General features: G+C 58.6%; 16 protein-coding genes. 3 read left to right on the top strand and 13 right to left on the bottom strand.

Annotated features, from left to right (window positions below; translation table 11 throughout):
• Positions 1–7 precede the first annotated feature (7 nt).
• The 6 genes from JL015_RS04405 to JL015_RS04380 all read right to left on the bottom strand — a co-directional run bounded on the left by JL015_RS04405 (position 8) and on the right by JL015_RS04380 (position 7354).
• On the bottom strand, positions 8–481 hold the full coding sequence (locus tag JL015_RS04405) for a (2Fe-2S)-binding protein (RefSeq protein WP_201017585.1): 474 nt from the start codon (positions 479–481) through the stop codon (positions 8–10).
• Positions 482–536: 55 nt separating this feature from the next.
• On the bottom strand, positions 537–1259 hold the full coding sequence (locus tag JL015_RS04400) for an NADPH-dependent F420 reductase (protein ID WP_236250160.1): 723 nt from the start codon (positions 1257–1259) through the stop codon (positions 537–539).
• Between the two features lie 11 nt (positions 1260–1270).
• On the bottom strand, positions 1271–2248 hold the full coding sequence (locus JL015_RS04395; protein WP_201017584.1) for an aldo/keto reductase: 978 nt from the start codon (positions 2246–2248) through the stop codon (positions 1271–1273).
• A gap of 274 nt (positions 2249–2522) precedes the next feature.
• Entirely contained in the window at positions 2523–2858 is a 336-nt protein-coding gene (locus tag JL015_RS04390) for a hypothetical protein (RefSeq protein WP_201017583.1), read from the bottom strand.
• A gap of 161 nt (positions 2859–3019) precedes the next feature.
• Positions 3020–6133, bottom strand: a complete 3114-nt coding sequence (locus JL015_RS04385) for an efflux RND transporter permease subunit (protein ID WP_201017582.1) — start codon at positions 6131–6133, stop codon at positions 3020–3022.
• Between the two features lie 15 nt (positions 6134–6148).
• Positions 6149–7354 carry an efflux RND transporter periplasmic adaptor subunit gene (locus JL015_RS04380; RefSeq protein ID WP_236250159.1) on the bottom strand — a complete coding sequence of 402 codons (1206 nt, stop codon included), beginning with the start codon at positions 7352–7354 and terminating at the stop codon, positions 6149–6151.
• 136 nt (positions 7355–7490) lie between these two features.
• Here JL015_RS04380 and JL015_RS04375 point away from each other — a divergent pair, with 136 nt between their 5' ends.
• On the top strand, positions 7491–8186 hold the full coding sequence (locus JL015_RS04375; protein ID WP_201017581.1) for a TetR/AcrR family transcriptional regulator: 696 nt from the start codon (positions 7491–7493) through the stop codon (positions 8184–8186).
• Between the two features lie 16 nt (positions 8187–8202).
• Here the strand turns inward: JL015_RS04375 and JL015_RS04370 are convergent, their stop codons facing one another.
• Entirely contained in the window at positions 8203–9504 is a 1302-nt protein-coding gene (locus tag JL015_RS04370; RefSeq protein WP_201017580.1) for a cation:dicarboxylate symporter family transporter, read from the bottom strand.
• A 69-nt stretch (positions 9505–9573) separates the two neighbouring features.
• Positions 9574–10929, bottom strand: a complete 1356-nt coding sequence (locus JL015_RS04365) for a class-II fumarase/aspartase family protein (protein WP_122321231.1) — start codon at positions 10927–10929, stop codon at positions 9574–9576.
• Between the two features lie 116 nt (positions 10930–11045).
• Between JL015_RS04365 and JL015_RS04360 the strand changes: the two genes are divergently transcribed.
• Positions 11046–11789, top strand: coding sequence for a GntR family transcriptional regulator (locus tag JL015_RS04360; RefSeq protein WP_122321295.1), 744 nt, complete (start codon positions 11046–11048; stop codon positions 11787–11789).
• Here JL015_RS04360 and JL015_RS04355 read toward each other — a convergent pair.
• From JL015_RS04355 to JL015_RS04340, 4 genes are read right to left on the bottom strand one after another with little or no spacing between them, the layout of a single operon-like run.
• Complete coding sequence (locus JL015_RS04355; RefSeq protein WP_201017579.1) at positions 11740–12618, bottom strand: sugar phosphate isomerase/epimerase family protein; 879 nt, start codon at positions 12616–12618, stop codon at positions 11740–11742. The genes JL015_RS04360 and JL015_RS04355 overlap by 50 nt on opposite strands.
• 1 nt (position 12619) lies before the next feature.
• Positions 12620–13861 (bottom strand): NAD(P)/FAD-dependent oxidoreductase, encoded by a 1242-nt coding sequence (locus JL015_RS04350; protein WP_201017578.1) that lies wholly within the window; start codon positions 13859–13861, stop codon positions 12620–12622.
• Between the two features lie 14 nt (positions 13862–13875).
• Positions 13876–14196, bottom strand: coding sequence for a MocE family 2Fe-2S type ferredoxin (locus tag JL015_RS04345; RefSeq protein ID WP_122321237.1), 321 nt, complete (start codon positions 14194–14196; stop codon positions 13876–13878).
• A 45-nt stretch (positions 14197–14241) separates the two neighbouring features.
• Positions 14242–15339 (bottom strand): fatty acid desaturase family protein, encoded by a 1098-nt coding sequence (locus JL015_RS04340; RefSeq protein ID WP_122321239.1) that lies wholly within the window; start codon positions 15337–15339, stop codon positions 14242–14244.
• 178 nt (positions 15340–15517) lie between these two features.
• Between JL015_RS04340 and JL015_RS04335 the strand changes: the two genes are divergently transcribed.
• Positions 15518–16576 carry a LacI family DNA-binding transcriptional regulator gene (locus JL015_RS04335; protein WP_201017577.1) on the top strand — a complete coding sequence of 353 codons (1059 nt, stop codon included), beginning with the start codon at positions 15518–15520 and terminating at the stop codon, positions 16574–16576.
• Between the two features lie 62 nt (positions 16577–16638).
• Here the strand turns inward: JL015_RS04335 and JL015_RS04330 are convergent, their stop codons facing one another.
• The gene (locus tag JL015_RS04330) at positions 16639–17814 is read right to left on the bottom strand and encodes a M50 family metallopeptidase (protein ID WP_201017576.1); all 1176 of its coding nucleotides are present in this window, start codon (positions 17812–17814) and stop codon (positions 16639–16641) included.
• Between the last annotated feature and the right edge of the window lie 181 nt (positions 17815–17995).

The following is a 17995-nucleotide window of genomic DNA, read 5'->3' as shown; positions in this document are numbered from 1 at the left end:
GCTCCAGTCAGGCAAGAGTTTGAGCCGCGTCGGCCACGGCTGCGCGTATGCGGGCATAGGTACCGCAGCGGCAGATATTGCCGACCATGGCGGAGTCGATTTCCTCAGGTGTCGGCTGCCTGCCCTTGGGCTGGGCCTTGAGAAAGGCGGTCGCACTCATGATCTGCCCGCTCTGGCAGTAACCGCATTGCGCTACGTCGTGCTTGACCCAGGCAGCATGAACCGCTGCACCTATGGGGTCGTGGCCATCGGTTGCGCTTTCGATCGTGACGATTTTCTTGCCCAGGACTGCCGATATCGGAGTCACGCAGGAGCGTATGGCCTGTCCGTCCAGATGCACTGTGCAAGCACCGCAAAGCGCCATTCCGCAGCCGAACTTGGTGCCGCTCAGCCCCAGAGTGTCGCGCAAGACCCAGAGGACAGGCGTTGCGGGGTCTACATCGACTACGTGGTCTTTACCGTTGATATTGAGGGCGCTCATGGTGTGTCTGCTCTCAGTGATTGGAGGGGAACGAGTCTTTCAAACATGCAGGTGCTCAGGTGCCCGCTGGCAAACCCAGCAACTGGCGCAACTCAACTGCATCGGTATTGGCCCTGAACCCAGGGCCACCCCGTTGAAAGGTACGGGCCGTGGCCAGGTTGCCGGTGATGACCGGTTCGCAGCCAATGTCACGGGCCAACCGGGCTGCCACTTCCAGCGCCTGTGAGTCATTACTGGCGATGGGTACGCCCAGCTTCGCTCCCTGGCCACGCGCAGAGGCACTTACAGAAGTCGCATCGACAGCGCTGAAAGCACGAACCAGTCGGGTCCCGGGCAAGTATCTGGTTGAGGTTTCGCCTACGCCATTGGCATAGGCTTCGCGGGACAAGGCGTTGCCTTCATCGGGAGGCGGGTTGGTGGCATCCAGGACTATCTTGCCGCGCAGGGCAGGGGCCAGATCCTGTCCCAGTTGCACTAGCGCGTTATAAGGCACGGCAAAAAACACCACGGTTCCGAACTCTGCCGCCTGCTGCGGGGTACCTGTCGACGCCAGTGGCCCCAGTTGTTTGACCATCGGCTCAAGTTCCGACGGGGTGCGCGACGAAAACATGACCTCATGACCCGCTTGTACCCAGAGCCGGCCGAGAGTCCCGCCATGTGAGCCGGCACCGATCACCCCGATTCGCATCCTGGGCTCGGCATGACTTGTGGCAGGGAAGAGCCACAGCGTTGATAAAACCATAATGGCCATCAGAACAGCGCGACGAATAGTTGGCATGAAAACGATCCTCAAAGGTCTATTGCGGCCATTCCTTCTTCACTATGGCGCTCGCCTGCAGCAGGCGTGAGATTATTCAGGCGATGGATTTGCCCGGCACTGAGCTCAAGCTGATCCGCCGCTGTGTTTTCCTCGACTCGTGACAAGTGTTTGGTGCCTGGAATCGGTGCAATGTCGTCACCCTGAGCCAGCAACCATGCCAGCGCCACTTGAGCCGGGGTCGCATCTGACTCGTCAGCCACAGCCTTTACCTGCTCAACGATGCGCAGGTTACGCTGGAAGTTTTCGCCGATAAAACGTGGGTTGGTCTTGCGCCAGTCATCGTCACCAATCTGCTCGGGAGAACGGATTGCGCCGGTGAGGAAACCGTGGCCCAGTGGTGAATACGGCACAAAACCGATGCCCAGTTCTCGCAGCAATGGCAGTAATACCGCCTCGGGATCACGGCTCCACAAAGAGTATTCCGTTTGCAGGGCGCTGATCGGGTGTACTGCGTGGGCTCGGCGGATTGTGGAGGGCGAGGCCTCGGACAGGCCGATATGGCGGATCTTTCCCTCTTTGACGAGGTCAGCCAGTGTCGCAACGGTATCTTCGATTGGAGTATCCGGATCGACACGATGCTGGTAGTACAAATCGATGTAATCGGTACCCAGGCGTTTCAGCGAACCTTCGACGGCGGTGCGGATATTCAGCGGGCTGCTGTCGAGCACTCCAGGCCCACCGTTCGAGTGGGAGACAATCCCGAACTTGCTGGCCAGCACGACCTTGTCGCGACGTCCTTTGATGGCCCGACCCACCAGTTCTTCATTGATATAGGGGCCATAGATTTCGGCGGTGTCCAGGTGAGTGACCCCTAACTCAAGCGCCCTGTGAATGGTTCTGACGGAGTCATCGTCGTTGGCTGTCCCGATATCATAAAAGGCCGACATCGACATTGCGCCGAGCCCTATACGGGAAACTTCGAGCCCCCCAATGGATATATATTTCATAGGTCAGTTTCTCAAACGGGTATGAGCATGCAGCCCACAAAGGTGATGAACCGTGACAGGGTTCCTGCGAGGAACTATAGGGCGCGGCACATTTCCCGAATTACCCATTACGCTCGAATCATTGCCTAAAAGAGCGAGAGTGCGAGAGGTGTGTCGGCATGTTTGCGGGGGGAAGGATCGGGCGGGTATCAGAAAACAAAGAGCCCGATCGGGTCGGGCTCTATGGGGCGATGGGCTGAATCGAAGGTGTCATTGATGGCCTGGTGTCAGCCGATCAACTGCAAGCTTCCGCATGAAGATATTCGGCAGTGGAATCACGAATGATTGGCCCCATGCTGCTGACAGGGTGCGATTGTTCCATGATCTCAAGCGTTGCGCCGGTGCCCACCAGATTCACCGTGCGGTTCTGGCAGTCATAGACGCGCTTTGAGTAGATCACGCCCAGGAAGCCTTCACGTTTGGTGACGATGACACGCTGTCCGGCTGTGCCGCTTTTTTTCACCACAGCGTAAGTGCCGATCGGGTCACCGGGAACGGAAATGGTTTTCTCGGTGGCATTGGCCGAGAAGACTGGGATCAGTAGAGCCAACAAACAAGCATGAATTCTCATCGGTGCTCCTGCGGATGAACTGTGTTGCTCATTGGATCCAAAATTTACTCTCGGATTATTGTTCTGGGTAGCGGGGGAACATGCCTTTCGTCGTTTTGGTGGCTGATATGACCTGCCGTTCGTCGTATGGCAGGTCATACCCGTGAGTCCATGGAACTTTTTCAAACAGCTTCCTTGCTGTCCTTGCCATGGAAAATGCGCGACACCATCACGTAAAACAGCGGAACAAATATGATCGCCAGGATCGTGCCGGACAGCATGCCGCCGATGACGGCGGTGCCCAGGGCATTTTGAGCGCCTGATCCGGCACCGTTGCTCAGTACCAGAGGAACGCAACCGAGAATGAACGCGATGGAGGTCATCAAGACCGGGCGCAGGCGCATACGGGCTGCTTCGAGTGCCGCCGCGACCAGTGTCTTTCCAGCTTCGTGCTGTTCTTTGGCAAACTCGACGATCAGGATGGCGTTCTTTGAGGCCAGGCCGATGGTGGTGAGCAGGGCGACCTGGAAATAAACGTCATTGAGTTTCCAGGTCAGCATCGCACCCAGCAATGCACCGAATACACCCAGAGGGATCACCAGAATCACCGAAACAGGGATCGACCAGCTTTCATAAAGCGCTGCCAGACAGAGGAACACGATCAGGATCGACAGGCTATACAGGAGTGTCGTCTGGCCGCTGGACGCTTTTTCCTGACGGGAAAGGCCTGTCCACTGGAAACCTATCCCGGCTGGCAACCTGGCGATTGCTGCCTCAACGATCTCAAGTGCCTCGCCGCTAGAGGCTCTGCCGGGCATGCCCATGCCGAGGATTTCGACCGACGGCACGGCGTTGTATCGCTCAAGGCGTGGGGAGGCCAGCATCCACTCACCTTTGGAGAAGGCATCGAACGACACCATGGTGCCGGCACTGTTGCGCACATACCAACGACGGATATCTTCCGGCAGCATGCGGTAGGTGGCTTCGCCCTGCAGCATCACTTTCTTTATCCGGCCCTTGTCTATGAAGTCATTCACATAGCTGCTGCCCCAGGCGTTGGAAAAGACGGTATTGATGTCGTCAATCGAAACGCCCAGGCTTTCAGCCTTGTGGGTGTCGATTTCCAGTTTGAACTCCGGCGAGTCTTCCTGACCGTTGGGGCGTATGGCGACCAGTCGATTGTCCTTGTTCAAGTCGGCCATCAACTGGTTGCGTGCCTGCATGAGCGCCTCGTGCCCGAGGTTGGCCTTGTCTTGCAGCATCAGATCAAAGCCCGTTGCGTTGCCGAGTTCCGAGACGGCAGGCGGCGCGAAGGCAAACACTCTGGCGTCGCGAATGCCTGCAAAGAAGGCCCCAGCCTTGGCTGCCACAGCGGTCACGCTCTGATCCTTGCCAGTTCTCTGGTCCCAGGGGCGTAACTTGATGAAGGCAAAGCCGACGTTCTGCCCGCTGCCAGCGAAGCTGAAGCCCATGACGGCAAACATGCCTTCAACCGAGTCCTTCTGGTCCACCAGGAAATGGTGCTCGACTTCACGCAAGACTTCGTTGGTGCGGGTCTGTGTTGCGCCCGGCGGCAACTGGACGAGGGCAAACAAGGTGCCCTGATCCTCGTCAGGCAGGAACCCGCCTGGAAGTTTGCTGAATCCGAATACGACCGCGGCCAGTAACATCGCGTAGACAACCATGTAGCGCCGTCCCTTGCCCAGCATGTGCATGACGATGCCCTGGTAGCGTTTGTTGCCACGGTCGAACATGCGATTGAACCCGCCAAAGAATCCTTTATTGGTCAGGCCATGGGAGGGTTTGAGCATTGTCGCGCAGAGTGCCGGGGTGAGCACGAAGGCCACCAGCACCGAAAGCGTCATCGCCGAGACGATGGTGATGGAGAACTGGCGATAGATCACGCCGGTTGAGCCGCCAAAAAAGGCCATAGGTACGAATACAGCGGCCAGAACCAGCGCGATGCCGATCAGTGCGCCGCTGATCTGTGTCATGGATTTGCGTGTGGCCTCTTTGGGAGACAGGCCTTCTTCCTCCATCACCCGTTCGACGTTCTCCACCACGACGATAGCATCGTCTACCAACAAGCCAATGGCCAGAACCATGGCGAACATGGTCAGCGTGTTGATGGTGAACCCGAAAACCGCTAATACACCAAAGGTGCCGAGCAACACTACAGGCACCGCGATGGTCGGGATCAATGTGGCGCGCAGATTCTGCAGGAACAGAAACATCACCAGAAAGACCAGCGCCACAGCTTCGACCAGGGTATTAACGACCTGCTTGATCGAGATCCGCACGAAGGGCGTCGTGTCATACGGCTTTTGGACTTTCATGCCTGGCGGGAAGAACTTTTCCTGCTCGGCGAGGCTGGCATCGATTGCCTTCACTGTATCCAGTGCGTTGGCACCGGGGGCCAGTTTGATGGCCAGGCCGGTCGCCGGTTTGCCGTTGTAGCGGCTGGAAGTGGTGTAGGACTCGGCCCCCAATTCTATTCGTGCGACATCCTTGAGGCGTACCTGGGAGCCATCGGTCTGGGTGCGCAGCAGGATGTTTCTGAACTCCTCAGCTGTCTTGAGTCGAGTCTGAGCGGTAATCGTTGCATTGAGTTGCTGGTTGGGTGCCAGTGGCAAGCCGCCTAGCTGACCGGCCGATACCTGGGCGTTCTGAGCCTTGATCGCGGTCGTGACATCAATGGGCGTAAGCCCGAAGTTGATCAGCTTGTTCGGGTCGAGCCAGATGCGCATGGCGTATTGAGACCCGAACAGTGTGGTGTCTCCGACTCCATCCAGACGGCTGATCGTTTCCTGTACGTTAGCGGCCACGTAGTCGGCGAGGTCCGTATCGCTCATGCTGCCGTCTTCTGAGGTGAAGGCGAGCACATTGAGGAAGTTGGTCGCTGACTTGGCAACGGTGACACCTTGCTGCTGGACTTCCTGCGGCAGCAATGGAGTGGCCAGCGATAGCTTATTCTGCACTTGTACCTGTGCAGTGTCCGGGTCAGTGCCGTTCTCGAATGTCAGGGTAATGGTGGCGGTGCCCGAGGACTCACTGGTCGAGGCCATGTAGCTAAGCCTGTCCAGCCCCTTCATCTTTTGCTCGATGACCTGGGTGACACTGTCTTCCAGGGTTTTCGCCGAGGCTCCGGGGTAGGTAGCGGTGATGGCGATTGCTGGCGGTGCGATGCTGGGGTACTGCGCGATAGGCAATGTGAGAATCGACATGATGCCCGCTAGCATCACGATAATGGCAAGTACCCATGCAAAAATGGGTCGGTCGATAAAGAAACGCGACATAGGGGGCCGTCCGACTTAGTTCGAGGCGCTGGCTGGCGCTGATGAGAAAACGGTCGCAGTAACAGCCTTGGGCTGCCAGGGCGTTGTCTTGACTTCGGCACCCGGTTGGGCGCGCGGGATGCCCTCTACCACCAGTTGCTCACCAGGCTGCAAGCCTGAGCGCACCAGCCATTGGTCGCCAACGGTGCGGTCGGTATCCAGTGTCCGGAGTTCGAGTTTGTTGTCTTTGCCGACGACATAAGCAATGGGTTTGCCTGCGCTGTTACGTGATACAGCCTGCTGCGGGATCAGAATTCCGTTCTGTTGCGTGCCTTCCTGCAGAATCGCGCGTACGTACATCCCTGGCAGCAACTCTGCCTGTGGATTAGGGAAGACGGCCCGCAGAGTGATGGAGCCGGTGTTCTGGTCCACGGTGACGTCCGAGAATTCCAGGCGGCCTTCAAGCGGGTAGTCACTGCCGTCCTCCAGCTGTAACCGGATTCTGGCGGCGGACTCACCGGATTTTTCCAGCTCACCACGAGCCATTGAGCGCTTGAGACGCAGCAGCGATGCGCTGGGCTGAGTGACGTCTACATAGATAGGGTCAAGTTGCTGAATGGTGGTCAGAGCCGTGGTCTGGCTAGCCGTTACCAATGCCCCGGGTGTGACGGTCGACTTGCCGATGCGCCCGGTAATAGGAGCGGTGACTCGGGTGTAGGCAAGGGTGATACGAGCGCTTTCGACGTTCGCCTTCGCCGCATTCACATCGGCATTGGCTTGTCCCAGTTCAGCGTCAGCATCATCGTATTCTTGCTGACTGACGGCCTTTATTGTCACTAACTCCTTGTAGCGTTCGGTCTTGAGGCGCGAGGAGCGCTGAGTGGCTTGCGCCTTGCCGAGGGTCGCCACGTAATTGTCGTAACTTGCCTTGAACGTCGCCGGGTCAATCCGGTAGAGCGTTTCACCCGCCTTTACATCAGCGCCTTCGCGGAAGGTACGCTCCAGAACGATGCCGCCTACCTGAGGGCGAACTTCGGCGATCAGGTAGGGAGTCGTGCGGCCCGGAAGCTCGGTTGTCAGGTTGACGGGCTGAGCCCTGACCGTCGTGACACCCATCACCGGCGTTCCTTCAGCAGGCGGTGGCCCACCGGGTGGATTGCCGCATGCCGTCAACAGCAGCGGCGTTGCAAGCACAAATACAAGAGCAAAAGGCAGGCTGGTACGACTGGCAGCAGGGCTCAAGGTAGTTCTCCGGCGGGCGAGGGGGCGATTAAAATATAAACGGTACGGTTCGGTATACTAATAACGGCTTTTTTAGGCGTCAACTTAAACTGCCCAGTTTGGTGTACTATTGGCGTCCGCCTATAAGGAGTTTTTTATGCGCGTCAGGACAGAAGCCAAGCGCCAAGCCATTCTTGAGGCTGCTTCTCAGGTTTTTCTGGAGTCTGGTTTCGAGGGGGCGTCGATGTCTCAGATCGCCGCTCGGGTCGGCGGATCAAAACGCACGCTATACGGTTATTTCGCGAACAAGGAAGACCTCTTCGTCGCTGTTGCGCATAACGTTGCCGAGGGTTTGCTAGGTTCGCTGTTTGACTCCCTTGCAACTACCGATGAGCCACTTCCTGTGGCATTGGCAAGGGTCGGCTACAGCTTGAGCAGGCTGATGACCGATGAGCAGACATTGCAGATCATGCGCACGATGATTGCGGTGTCCGGGAGAAGTGATATAGGCGTAATGTTCTATGCGACGGGGCCTGCCAAAGGACTGCAAGCGCTTGCCGACTATCTGGAGCGGCAGATGGAGGCTGGCATGCTCAGGCGCAGTGATTCGATGGTCACCGCTCAACACTTTCACTCATTGCATCAGGCTGAAACCCTGCTGCCGGGGCTGCTGGGCATCCTCAAGAACCCCACCAGCCAGTATCTCGGCGAGTCTACAGTGCGGGCGTTGGGTGCATTCCTCAATGCCTATGCGCTGCTTGATCACCCCTTGTCGAATGAGCAACTTATACAGGCGGTGAAACGTGCTTCGCACGCAGAACAGGAAAAGCCCCGGATTGCTCCGGGGCCTTGATGCCTTACTGCTGAATTTACAACGCAGCCTGCGGACTACGCCCCAGCACACGGCTGTATTCAGCCTGGGCTGTCGCTTCTGTAAACTCGCCCGACCATTTGGAAACCACCACTGTTGCGACGCTATTGCCAATGGTGTTGCAGGTGGCGATGGCCATGGACATGAAGCGGTAGACCCCGAACAGCAGCGCCAGGCCTTCGGCTGGCAGTACGCCGATGGCGGTCACTGTCGCGGCGAATACCACAAAGCTGCCTCCCGACACGGCGGCGGCGCCTTTGGAGGTCACCAGCATCAGGGCGATGATGCCCAGTTGTTGCTCCCAGCTCAGCGGCACGCCGTAGGCATTGGCGATGAACAGCACACACAGCGACATGTAGATGGACGTGCCGTCCAGGTTGAAGGCATAGCCGGTAGGCAGTACCAGGCCCACGCTCTGCTTGGAACAGCCGAACTTCTCCAGCTTTTGCAGCAGGCGTGGCAGGGCGCTTTCCGAGGAGGCCGTTCCCAGAACGATGAAGATTTCATCCTTGATGTACTTCAGGAAGCGCCACAGGCTGAACCCGGAAATACGGCACACCACGCCCAGCACTACAAAGATGAAGAAGGCCACGCAGACGTAGAACATCAGCACCAGATTGGCCAGCGACATCAGCACTGCCGTGCCGTTGCTGCCGACGGCGTACGCCACCGAGCCGAATGCACCCAGAGGCGCGAACTTCATGATCAGGTTGATGAACTCGAAGAAGCACTCGGAGATGCGATTCAGGCCATCCTCGATGACTTCCCGGCGTTCGGGCTTGAGTGCCAGCAGCGCAAAACCGAAGAACACCGAGATCACCAGCACTTGCAGCAGTTGACCGCCGGAGAAGGCTCCGACGAAGTTGTCCGGGAAAATCCCGTAGATGAAGTCCAGCGTCGAGGTCGGTGCGTGGCCCTTGGCGATTGCCGCGCTGGCTGCCGCTGCGGTATTGCTGCTCGGGTGTGCGTCATGCATGCCTGAGCCGATCTGCAGCAGGTTGCCCCACAGCAGGCCCAGAGCCAGAGCAATGGTGGACACGATCTCGAAATAGATCAGGGCGCGCAGGCCCACCTTGCCGACCCGCTTGATATCGCCGGCCGAGGCGATGCCATGAACCACGGTGAAAAACACCAGTGGCGCAACAGCGGTCTTGATCAGCTTGAGGAAGATATCGCCGAGGATCTTGAACTTGGCCGCCAGCTCCGGAGCCATGAAGCCGAAGGCGATACCCAGCACCATCGCAGCGATGACCTGAAAGGTCAGGTCCTTGTAGAACGGTTTCTTGGTGGTCGTGGACATGATTGCAATCTCATTGTTTTTATTGGCAAGCAAAGGCAATGACCCGGCCTTGACCGGGCCTTCGGAGGATCAGCGTTTGACAGAGCCCTCTCGGGCCAGGGCGATATCGACCATCTGCGGGGCCAGGCCCAGATAGTTGGCCGGATCGGTCAGACGCTTGAGCTCCTCGATGTCCAGTTGTGCGGTGGCTTCGCCTTGGGCGAGAAGGGCGTCGAGCAGGCTGATGCCCTGATCGTTGGCCATGCGGCAGGCGGTATACACCACGTCATGGGCGACCTGGCGACCCAATGCCGGAGCCAGTCCCATCATCACCGCTTCGGCCACGATCAGGCCTTGGGTCATGTCCAGGTTCTTGCGCATGCGCTCGGGGCGTACTTCAAGCCCGGCGAGCATGAAGGTCGCCTGGCCCAGGGACGCGGCGCTCAAGGCGAAGGCTTCGGGAATGGCGATCCATTCGGCCTGCCATGGGCCGGTGGAGCGCTCGAAATCCTGAATCATGGCGTCGAGCATCAGGCCTGCCTGCTGGCGTACACCCTTGGCGGCGGCATACATCAGCTCGCAGGAAATCGGGTTGCGTTTCTGCGGCATGGTGCTGCTGGCACCACGTCCCTTGACGAAGGGTTCGTACACTTCGCCCAGTTCGCTGGTCATCATCATCATGATGTCCAGCGCGATCTTGCCCAGAGAGCCGGTGACCAGCCCAAGAAAGTTCAAGGTTTCGGCCAGCCCGTCACGAGCGACATGCCAGGTCGCCTGAGGGACGCCAAGGCCCAGCTCGGCCATCAAGGCTTCCTGCACTTCCAGGCCCTTGTCGCCCAGCGAGGCCAGGGTGCCTGCGGCCCCTGCGAACTGACCGATTTCCACCCGCGGGCGCAGTTCCACCAGACGCTCGGCATGGCGGTCGAACATGCTCAGCCAGACGGCGCATTTGTAGCCGAAGGTGATCGGCAGGGCATGTTGCAAGTGAGTCCGGCCAGCCATCGGGGTATCGCGATAACGCTGGGCCAGACCGGCCAGCAGGTTGCGCACGCTCTGGATATCACGTTCGACGATGGCCAGGGCTGCGCGTACCTGCAACACCACAGCGGTGTCCATGATGTCCTGGGTGGTCGCGCCCCAATGCACATAGCGTCCGGCTTCGCCGCAGGTTTTGGACAGTTGTTCGACCAGAGGCAGGATCGGGTAACCGACGATTTCGGTTTCGTGCTGCATGAGCGCCAGATCCAGCGACGAGTAAGTGGCCAGTTCGGCGATCTGCTCGGCCGCCTTGGCGGGGATCACGCCACAACGGGCTTCTGCACGAGCGAGGGCAACTTCGACCTCGATATAGCGTTCGATCAGGGCTTTGTCGGAAAACACGGCGCGCATCTCGGCGGTGCCGAACATATCGCGAAAGAGGGCGGAGTCGAAGACGGTGCTGGACATGAAGAGATACCTGATATGTTGTTATTGGTCGGACATATTATAAATGTCCGTACATAATTCTTGCCCGCTCGCTGATACACTGTCAACTCGCAGAAAGACCGGGACTGATGAAAGGTATGAACCAGACGCGCTATGCGGTTGTTGCAAAGGACCTGCTGGAGGGCATTGCCAGCGGCCGCTACCCGGTGGGGAGCCTGCTACCCACCGAGTTCGAGTTATGTGAGCTTTATGACGTGAGCCGCCATACCGTGCGTGCGGCCATCACCCAGTTGCAGAATCAGGGCCTGGTATCACGACGCAAGCGGGTGGGGACGCGGGTCGAAGCCAGCTCGCCGAGAGGCGGCTACTCGCATTCATTGGCATCGGTGTCGGATCTGGTTCATCTGGCCGAGACGCAGGTGCGCAGCATCCAGAACGTTCGTCATTTCGTTGCGGATATCGCCGAAGCCCGGCGTCTGGGGCTTGAGCCGGGGGAACACTACTTTTGCGTGTCGAGCATTCGGGTCGACCAGCAGAACATCAATGCGCCTTTGTGCTGGACGGATGTCTACGCGCAGGATGGCTACTCGGCCGTGATCGAACTGGCCGAGCAGCACCCCGACGAACTGATCGCGGCACTGATCGAGCAGCATTTCGGTCGCCATATCGACGTGGTGGACCAGCAGGTGCGAGCGGTGCTCCTGACCCCGGAAATCGCCAGGAGCCTCAATGCCGAGACGGGCTCGCCCGGCCTGAAGATCATTCGCCAGTATCGAGACGATTCAGGGGCCTTGATGGTGGTGTCCGAAACCATTCACCCGGATGACCGCTTCACACTGGTGGTGCAGATGAAACGCGAGAAGAGTACTGGCGCCGGCTAGCCTGACATTCTTTCCAGACCTCGCCGATCAGTTGTTTGAGCAACAGCGCCTCGGCCCAACGGTCGGTGATATCACGTCCGTCCGGGCCGGTGATTGCATAGGGCGGCGGGCCGAGTTCGCAGGTAAATGACAGGCTGCCGGTTTCGCCGAGCGGGCGGTTCAGCCAGTCCTCGATGCCGTAGCGCCAGAGCTTGAGAAAGTAGTCCAGCCAGGGCCGATGCTGGGCAAAGGTGATGGGTATTTGCACCTGTTCACTGTTGGCGACCCGGCCATGAAAACCCCAGCTATGGCGCAGAATGGTCTGCAAATGCTCTTCGTCTTGCGAGGCCGCAGGCACGGGCAGTTCCCGACCCACGACGTAATGGGACAGATCGGCCAGGAGCTTGAGGTCCGGCATCTCGGCGAGGATATCCAGGGTGAACAACAAGTCGCTGGTGATGCGATAGCGATGGGTTTCCAGCAGGATCGGAAACGCTGCCTGCTCGGCCAGTCGCTGCCAGCCCTCTATCAGGTCGATGGCCTGGTGCAATGTCCGTGGTTGCGCATCCGCTTGCAGGGTGAGGTGGTGGCAGCCGTAAGGTGAAATCACATCGATGGCTCTGGCCAGATCGTCCACGGTACGCGGAAACAACTGGCCTTCGATCTGCAAGCCCTGAGCGTTGGCAGCAGAGGCTAGCCGCTTCACATGCCCGGGGACCCAGAAGTGATCGGTGATGCCGTCAAACCCTGCCGCCGCGATTTTCTCCAGTTGCGCCTCAAGAGAGAGGTCGCATTGCCCCTGATGATCGAGCATTGCCCAGAGTGACTGAAAGATCAGGAATTCACGCATGTCAGCTCCTCAGCAGTTGCTTGAGTGGCATATCGGGATTGGCCAGTTGCCCCGCATCCAGGCTGATCTGACTGCCGATCAGCCGTTCGCAAAGCTTGATGTCCTTGGCGACGCTGTTACCCGGTCCCCAGCCGCAGGCGCCGATCAGGCGTTGCTGCGGGTCGAGGTAAAACAGCACGAAGCCGTCCGCCGAGGTGACACGTGTGGCATCAGGCTCGCTATTTGAAACCTGCCCCACGGTTTGCAGCCCCCAATCGTACTGATCGCTCCAGAAGCCGGGTACATCGTTGAATGGCTGCCCGGCACCCAGCATATTCAAGGCTGCATGTCGCCCTTGGGCTTCGGCATTGCGCCAGGTTTCCTGACGTTGAAAGTCACCCTCGGGGTGCAGGCGGAACTCGCAGACATCCCCGGCGGCAAAGATATCCGGGGCGCTGGTACGCAATTGTTCATCGACACGAATGCCTTGCCCGACCTCAAGACCTGCTGCTCTGGCCAGCTCGATATTGGGTTGCATGCCAATACCTGCGACCACCAGGTCACAGGCAAACTGCTCGCCGTTGACCAGTTGCACGGCCTCTACACGGGGCGCGCCCTGCAAGGTTTCAATGGCTGCATTCAGACGTACGTTCACGCGGTTGCGTACATGCAGTGCCAGCAGGGCGGCGGAAACAGGCCCTGGCAGGACTCGACCCGCCAGACGCGGCCCGGCCTCCAGCAAGGTCACCTGGCAATCCAGGGCTCGGGCAGTGGCCGCGACCTCCAGGCCGATGAAGCCGCCACCGATCACCACCAGACGAGTTCCCGGCTTGAGCGACGTTCGCAAGGCAATGGCTTCGTCATGGGTCCGAAGGTAAAGCAGGTTGGCGGGCTGCTGCACAGTAATGGGCAACTGCCGTGCCCGGCCACCGGTGGCAATCAACAGGCGGGCATAATCCAGCCAGTTGCCGTCGGCCAGTTGCAGGTGATGACGGGACGGGTCCAGTGCTGTTACCGGGTTGCCCGACAGATGCTCGATGCTCAGTTCGGCCAGCCGGGCCTCATCGCAGAGGCTGCATGCAGCAAGGTCCATCGTACCCTTGAGCAACTCCTTGGACAGTGGCGGACGCTCGTAGGGCAGGTGCCTTTCATCACCGATCAGCACCAGACGACCGCTGTAACCCTCGGCCCGCAGAGTCAGGGCCGCACGGCCACCGGCATGCCCGGCGCCGATGATCACCAGTGGAGCGTCATGAGCAGGCATGGCGATTCCCCCTTTCATGAGGTGAGGCCGAGCAGGACACGTCCCGCTTCGACCCGGACCTGATAGGTCTTGAGATTGACGCAGACCGGAGCCCCCAAGGCCTGGCCAGAGCGGTAATCGAAGCGTCCATTGTGTTTGGGGCACTCGATCACATGCGCCATCACCAGCCCGTCGGCCAGGTGAATGGCCTCATGGGAGCACAGGCCGTCGGTGGCGAAGAACTCACTGTCGGCAGAGCGGTAAACCGCATAGGTGCGCTGGGCATGGTCGAAACGAATGACATCTTCTTCGTCTATGTCGTCCACAGCGCATACGTCGATCCATTGGTCGGTCATGGCAAACTCTCTTGTTGTTTTTCGTGGGATCCAGCGAGGGGCCGTTCAGGACTCGGCAAGTGCCTGTTCACTGCTTTCCCGGCGTGGTTGCAACGGGCGGCGAACGAAGTAGGTCGGGTCCTTGCGCTGTTTCCAGACCGTTGGAAGGATCTCCCTGAAAGCCTCGAACAGGCTGCGATAGGGCGGCGGACAATCGTCGACTATTTCGGCATGAAGTTGGGCCAGGGCGTGATAAGGCACCATGGGAAACATGTGATGTTCCAGGTGATAGTTCATGTTCATGTAGAGGAACCGAAGCACAGGGTTCATATAAATGGTTCGGCAGTTAGTGCGGTGGTCCAATGTATCTTCGGCCAGCCCTACATGTTGCGTAATACCGAAAAGATAGGAAAGCCAGCCGCCATAAAGTGACGGTAGACCGATAAACATCAACGGCAGCCAACTGTGCAGATAGAGTGCTGCCATGATGGTCAGGGCATAGATCACCAGCCAGATCCGCGCCGCACGAAAGACCTTGGGCAGCTCGGATTCAGGGATGAAATCCCGTTCTTCATCACTCGCATGGCCCTGGGCATGGCGCAGGACACCGCGAAAGGTTTCCAGGGCGCGGGGCAGGCTGAGCAGGTTCAGAAACATCTTCAACAGACTGGGCGGACGTGGTTCGACGATCTCCGGGTCCCGGCCGACGATGATGGTGTCGGTGTGATGACGGGCATGGCTCCAGCGCCAGACATGGGGCTCGAAGATGCACATGAAACTGGCAATGTGATAGACGACATCGTTCATCCAGCGGGTCTTGAAGGCCGTGCCGTGGCCGGTTTCATGCCAGCGGGCATTGGAGGCTGTGCCATACAGCACGCCATAGACAATGAAAAACGGCACGCACGCCCAGCTTCCCCAGAACCAGTAGCCACCCCAACCGGACAGCCCCAGTGTCAGAAACCACAGCGCGGTATCACGCAGGGCCGGACCATCGCTGCGTTGCATCAATTCCTTCATGCGCTTGCGAGGGACAGGGCATTGATACCAGGTGGCCGAGACCAGACCTTTTTGCGCGGCACGTGCTGCCTCTGGACCGGTCAGTCGATAATCCCGGCGCTTGTATTGAATATCCTGTTCAAAGGCTGAATCGTGTTCAGGCATTTTATTATTCTCCGCAAGCATGTTTATTGTTGGAACTTGCCGCGATGTTTGTTTGATTGCATCGCTGGAGAAAAGAGTAGGCAGTTGCAGTAAGTCACTCAATCCCTTGAATTCATTCTCTATCAAGCTATCATCCAGCCCCGGAGCGGAATGATAGTTTTCTATCAAGGGATCAAACATGAATAACAAGAAACGTCCTACGATTGCCACAGTGGCCGAGCGTGCCGGGTTGAGTGTCGCCACCGTGGACCGGGTGCTCAACGACAGGGCACCGGTCAGCCCGCAAACGGCCGAGCAGGTGCTGCAAGCGGCCGAGTCGGTCGGTTATTTCGCTGCCCGGCTGATTGGCCAGCGAATTCGTGAACGTCGTCCTCACTACCGTTTCGGCATCCTGTTGCTGGGGACGGCCCAGGCGTTCTACGCCAATCTTGCCGCCGCCATCAATGAGGCGGCGCGGGCCTGGCCCGATGCGAATCTCACGTGCCACTTCGAGTACATCACCGACCGCACACCGGCTGTCATTGCCGGGCAGATCGAACAACTGGCGGTGAAGTACGACGGCCTTGGCGTGGTCAGCTTTGCCCATCCGCTGATCAACCAGACCATCACGCAGATACGCGCTGCCGGCGTGCCTGTCGTGGCCTTGCTGTCGGACTTTCACGACACCCGGCAAGGGCCTTATGTCGGGCAGGACAATCACCAGGTCGGGCGTACCATGGGCTGGCTGGTCGCGCACTTCGGGGGTGCCCGCGAAGGTTGTGTCGGTGTATTGATGGGCGGGCATCGCTTTCTGGGACATCAGGCCCGTGTCGATGGCCTGCGCAGCTACCTGACAGAACATGCACCGCAGTTGCGCATGCTGGAAGCGTTGGTGAACATGGATAACGACGACATCACCGAGGAGGCCACGCTTGACCTGCTGGCCCGCCATGACGACCTGCGCGGCCTGTGCGTAGTCGGAGGCGGGGGAGATGGCATCATCAAGGCGCTGGCTCAACTGCCCGAGCGGCCGTCGATCTGCAGCATCCTGCTGGAGTCGACGCCCCTGTCGTGTCAGGCCCTTGAGCAGGGCGTGGTCAGCCTGGTCATCGATTCGCAGCCACTGCTAATCGGCACTTCCCTGATCCGGTTGCTGGTCGAGTTGCAGGAGGCACCAGCCTTTGATCCAAAGCGGCATTGTGTTCATGTGCCTTTGCAGATAGTGACGAGTGAGAATAGTGGGGCTTTGAGCTGTTGAGGCATGGCCGATGCTTTTGGCTTTTGGAATGGCATCGGCTTTTTTGCTGGCATACCACCAGACTAATGGGGTGCCTGCTGAAGGCGTGGATATGGCTCGCGCTCGGGTTCGAGACCCTTGCTTTGTACCGCTGCTGATAATGCCCGCAAACTGTCTGCCATAAGTGCTTCGCTGTGGCGTGTCGTAGGTAAGATGCTGTTGTCTGCAGTTGCCAGCGCCTGCTGCAAATAGCGTTCAGCCTGTTGCAGGTCCCCCTGCAAAAACTCCCGTAGAGCTGCACAGCGTTGGCGAAGCCAAGGGCAATGCCAGTCAAGGTCTCTGTTCGTCCAGTCATTCCACAAGTACCTGGCGTCCTGTTCTAGATAGGCGCGGACGAAAGCGAACTCAGCGCGCAACAAAGTGATCAGCGTGCCCATCCCCTCAAGTGACTGCACATGATCTTGCAACATCGCCTCAAGATGCTCTTCCAGTTGCGCTGCCGCCTGAAAGTCACCCTGATTCAGCAAGGCACTGAGACGGTAGCTGAGGGCAATCAAGGGTTGAGGCATGGCTCCTTGAGACAACTGTGCAATGTCGGAATCCGGTAGTTGCTCGTAGGCGACTCCTGCCACTGACATTGCCAGTAAGCGCGTCTGGGCCAAATCGGCACGCTTGTCGTCGCGGTGCTGCCACCAGATGATAAGAAGCTTACCGTCGCTAGGCAGAATACGTGAGGTCGGCACCAGATTAGCCAATGCCATGCCCAGATTAAGCAGGGCAAACGCCAGGAAGAATGCTGACATCAGCCCCTCAGTGAACCAGCCAAGTCCACCTGCGGCCAGACCCATAAGCAGGTTGGTCATGGGGCCCATCAACACTATCCATAGCATCTGCTGACGCAGCGGAACCTGAAGATTGGGTACCGCCATTACGTAACCACCCAAGCTACGTCCCTTGAGCTGTGGCGACCAGCGAATCTGCCAGTTTCGGCGACGCACCTGAATCTCTACGGCTGCTACACGCATCATCAACACCTGCATACCATGCAATCTGGCGCCCAGGTAATGACCACCCTCATGCACGACCGCTGCAATGACACCTAACCCCGACGCCAGGATCATCGACAAAAATGGTTGGAAGTCGGAATGTAGATGCAGCCCGAGAATCAACCCTGCGCCCACCCAGCCCGCCACACCCAACAGCACCTGCAGAAGGCGCATCAGGCTATTGAGGGCAACCTGCGTCTTGCTGAATTTCATTACTACTTTCCCTGTGTTTGTAGCCGGTGCAATAGCCCTGAATTCTTCAGATGCTTAGGGTAGGCAGTTTTAGGGCAGTGGGTTTCCTGGGTCAATGTTTGCTGAATATTGTTGTTGGCCAAGTGTGGTTTTGGGGTGGATGCTGCGAATTGCGATTGGCAGAAATCGGCCGGAAGCGGTC

The sequence above is a fragment of the Pseudomonas cichorii genome (assembly GCF_015471405.1).
In the GTDB taxonomy this organism is placed as follows: Bacteria; Pseudomonadota; Gammaproteobacteria; order Pseudomonadales; family Pseudomonadaceae; genus Aquipseudomonas; species Aquipseudomonas serbiensis.
Note: the sequence above shows the minus strand (reverse complement) of the source record. Positions and strands in the feature narration are given on the sequence as shown.

Bases quoted from the DNA above. Each gene is read 5' to 3' on its own strand.
- JL015_RS04360 (WP_122321295.1), top strand. From the start codon at position 11,046: ATGAACCAGACGCGCTATGCGGTTGTTGCAAAGGACCTGCTGGAGGGC.
- JL015_RS04390 (WP_201017583.1), bottom strand. From the start codon at position 2,858: ATGAGAATTCATGCTTGTTTGTTGGCTCTACTGATCCCAGTCTTCTCG.
- JL015_RS04355 (WP_201017579.1), bottom strand. From the start codon at position 12,618: ATGCGTGAATTCCTGATCTTTCAGTCACTCTGGGCAATGCTCGATCAT.
- JL015_RS04340 (WP_122321239.1), bottom strand. From the start codon at position 15,339: ATGCCTGAACACGATTCAGCCTTTGAACAGGATATTCAATACAAGCGC.
- JL015_RS04395 (WP_201017584.1), bottom strand. From the start codon at position 2,248: ATGAAATATATATCCATTGGGGGGCTCGAAGTTTCCCGTATAGGGCTC.
- JL015_RS04350 (WP_201017578.1), bottom strand. From the start codon at position 13,861: ATGCCTGCTCATGACGCTCCACTGGTGATCATCGGCGCCGGGCATGCC.
- JL015_RS04330 (WP_201017576.1), bottom strand. From the start codon at position 17,814: ATGAAATTCAGCAAGACGCAGGTTGCCCTCAATAGCCTGATGCGCCTT.
- JL015_RS04345 (WP_122321237.1), bottom strand. From the start codon at position 14,196: ATGACCGACCAATGGATCGACGTATGCGCTGTGGACGACATAGACGAA.
- JL015_RS04385 (WP_201017582.1), bottom strand. From the start codon at position 6,133: ATGTCGCGTTTCTTTATCGACCGACCCATTTTTGCATGGGTACTTGCC.
- JL015_RS04405 (WP_201017585.1), bottom strand. From the start codon at position 481: ATGAGCGCCCTCAATATCAACGGTAAAGACCACGTAGTCGATGTAGAC.
- JL015_RS04370 (WP_201017580.1), bottom strand. From the start codon at position 9,504: ATGTCCACGACCACCAAGAAACCGTTCTACAAGGACCTGACCTTTCAG.
- JL015_RS04375 (WP_201017581.1), top strand. From the start codon at position 7,491: ATGCGCGTCAGGACAGAAGCCAAGCGCCAAGCCATTCTTGAGGCTGCT.
- JL015_RS04400 (WP_236250160.1), bottom strand. From the start codon at position 1,259: ATGCCAACTATTCGTCGCGCTGTTCTGATGGCCATTATGGTTTTATCA.
- JL015_RS04365 (WP_122321231.1), bottom strand. From the start codon at position 10,929: ATGTCCAGCACCGTCTTCGACTCCGCCCTCTTTCGCGATATGTTCGGC.
- JL015_RS04335 (WP_201017577.1), top strand. From the start codon at position 15,518: ATGAATAACAAGAAACGTCCTACGATTGCCACAGTGGCCGAGCGTGCC.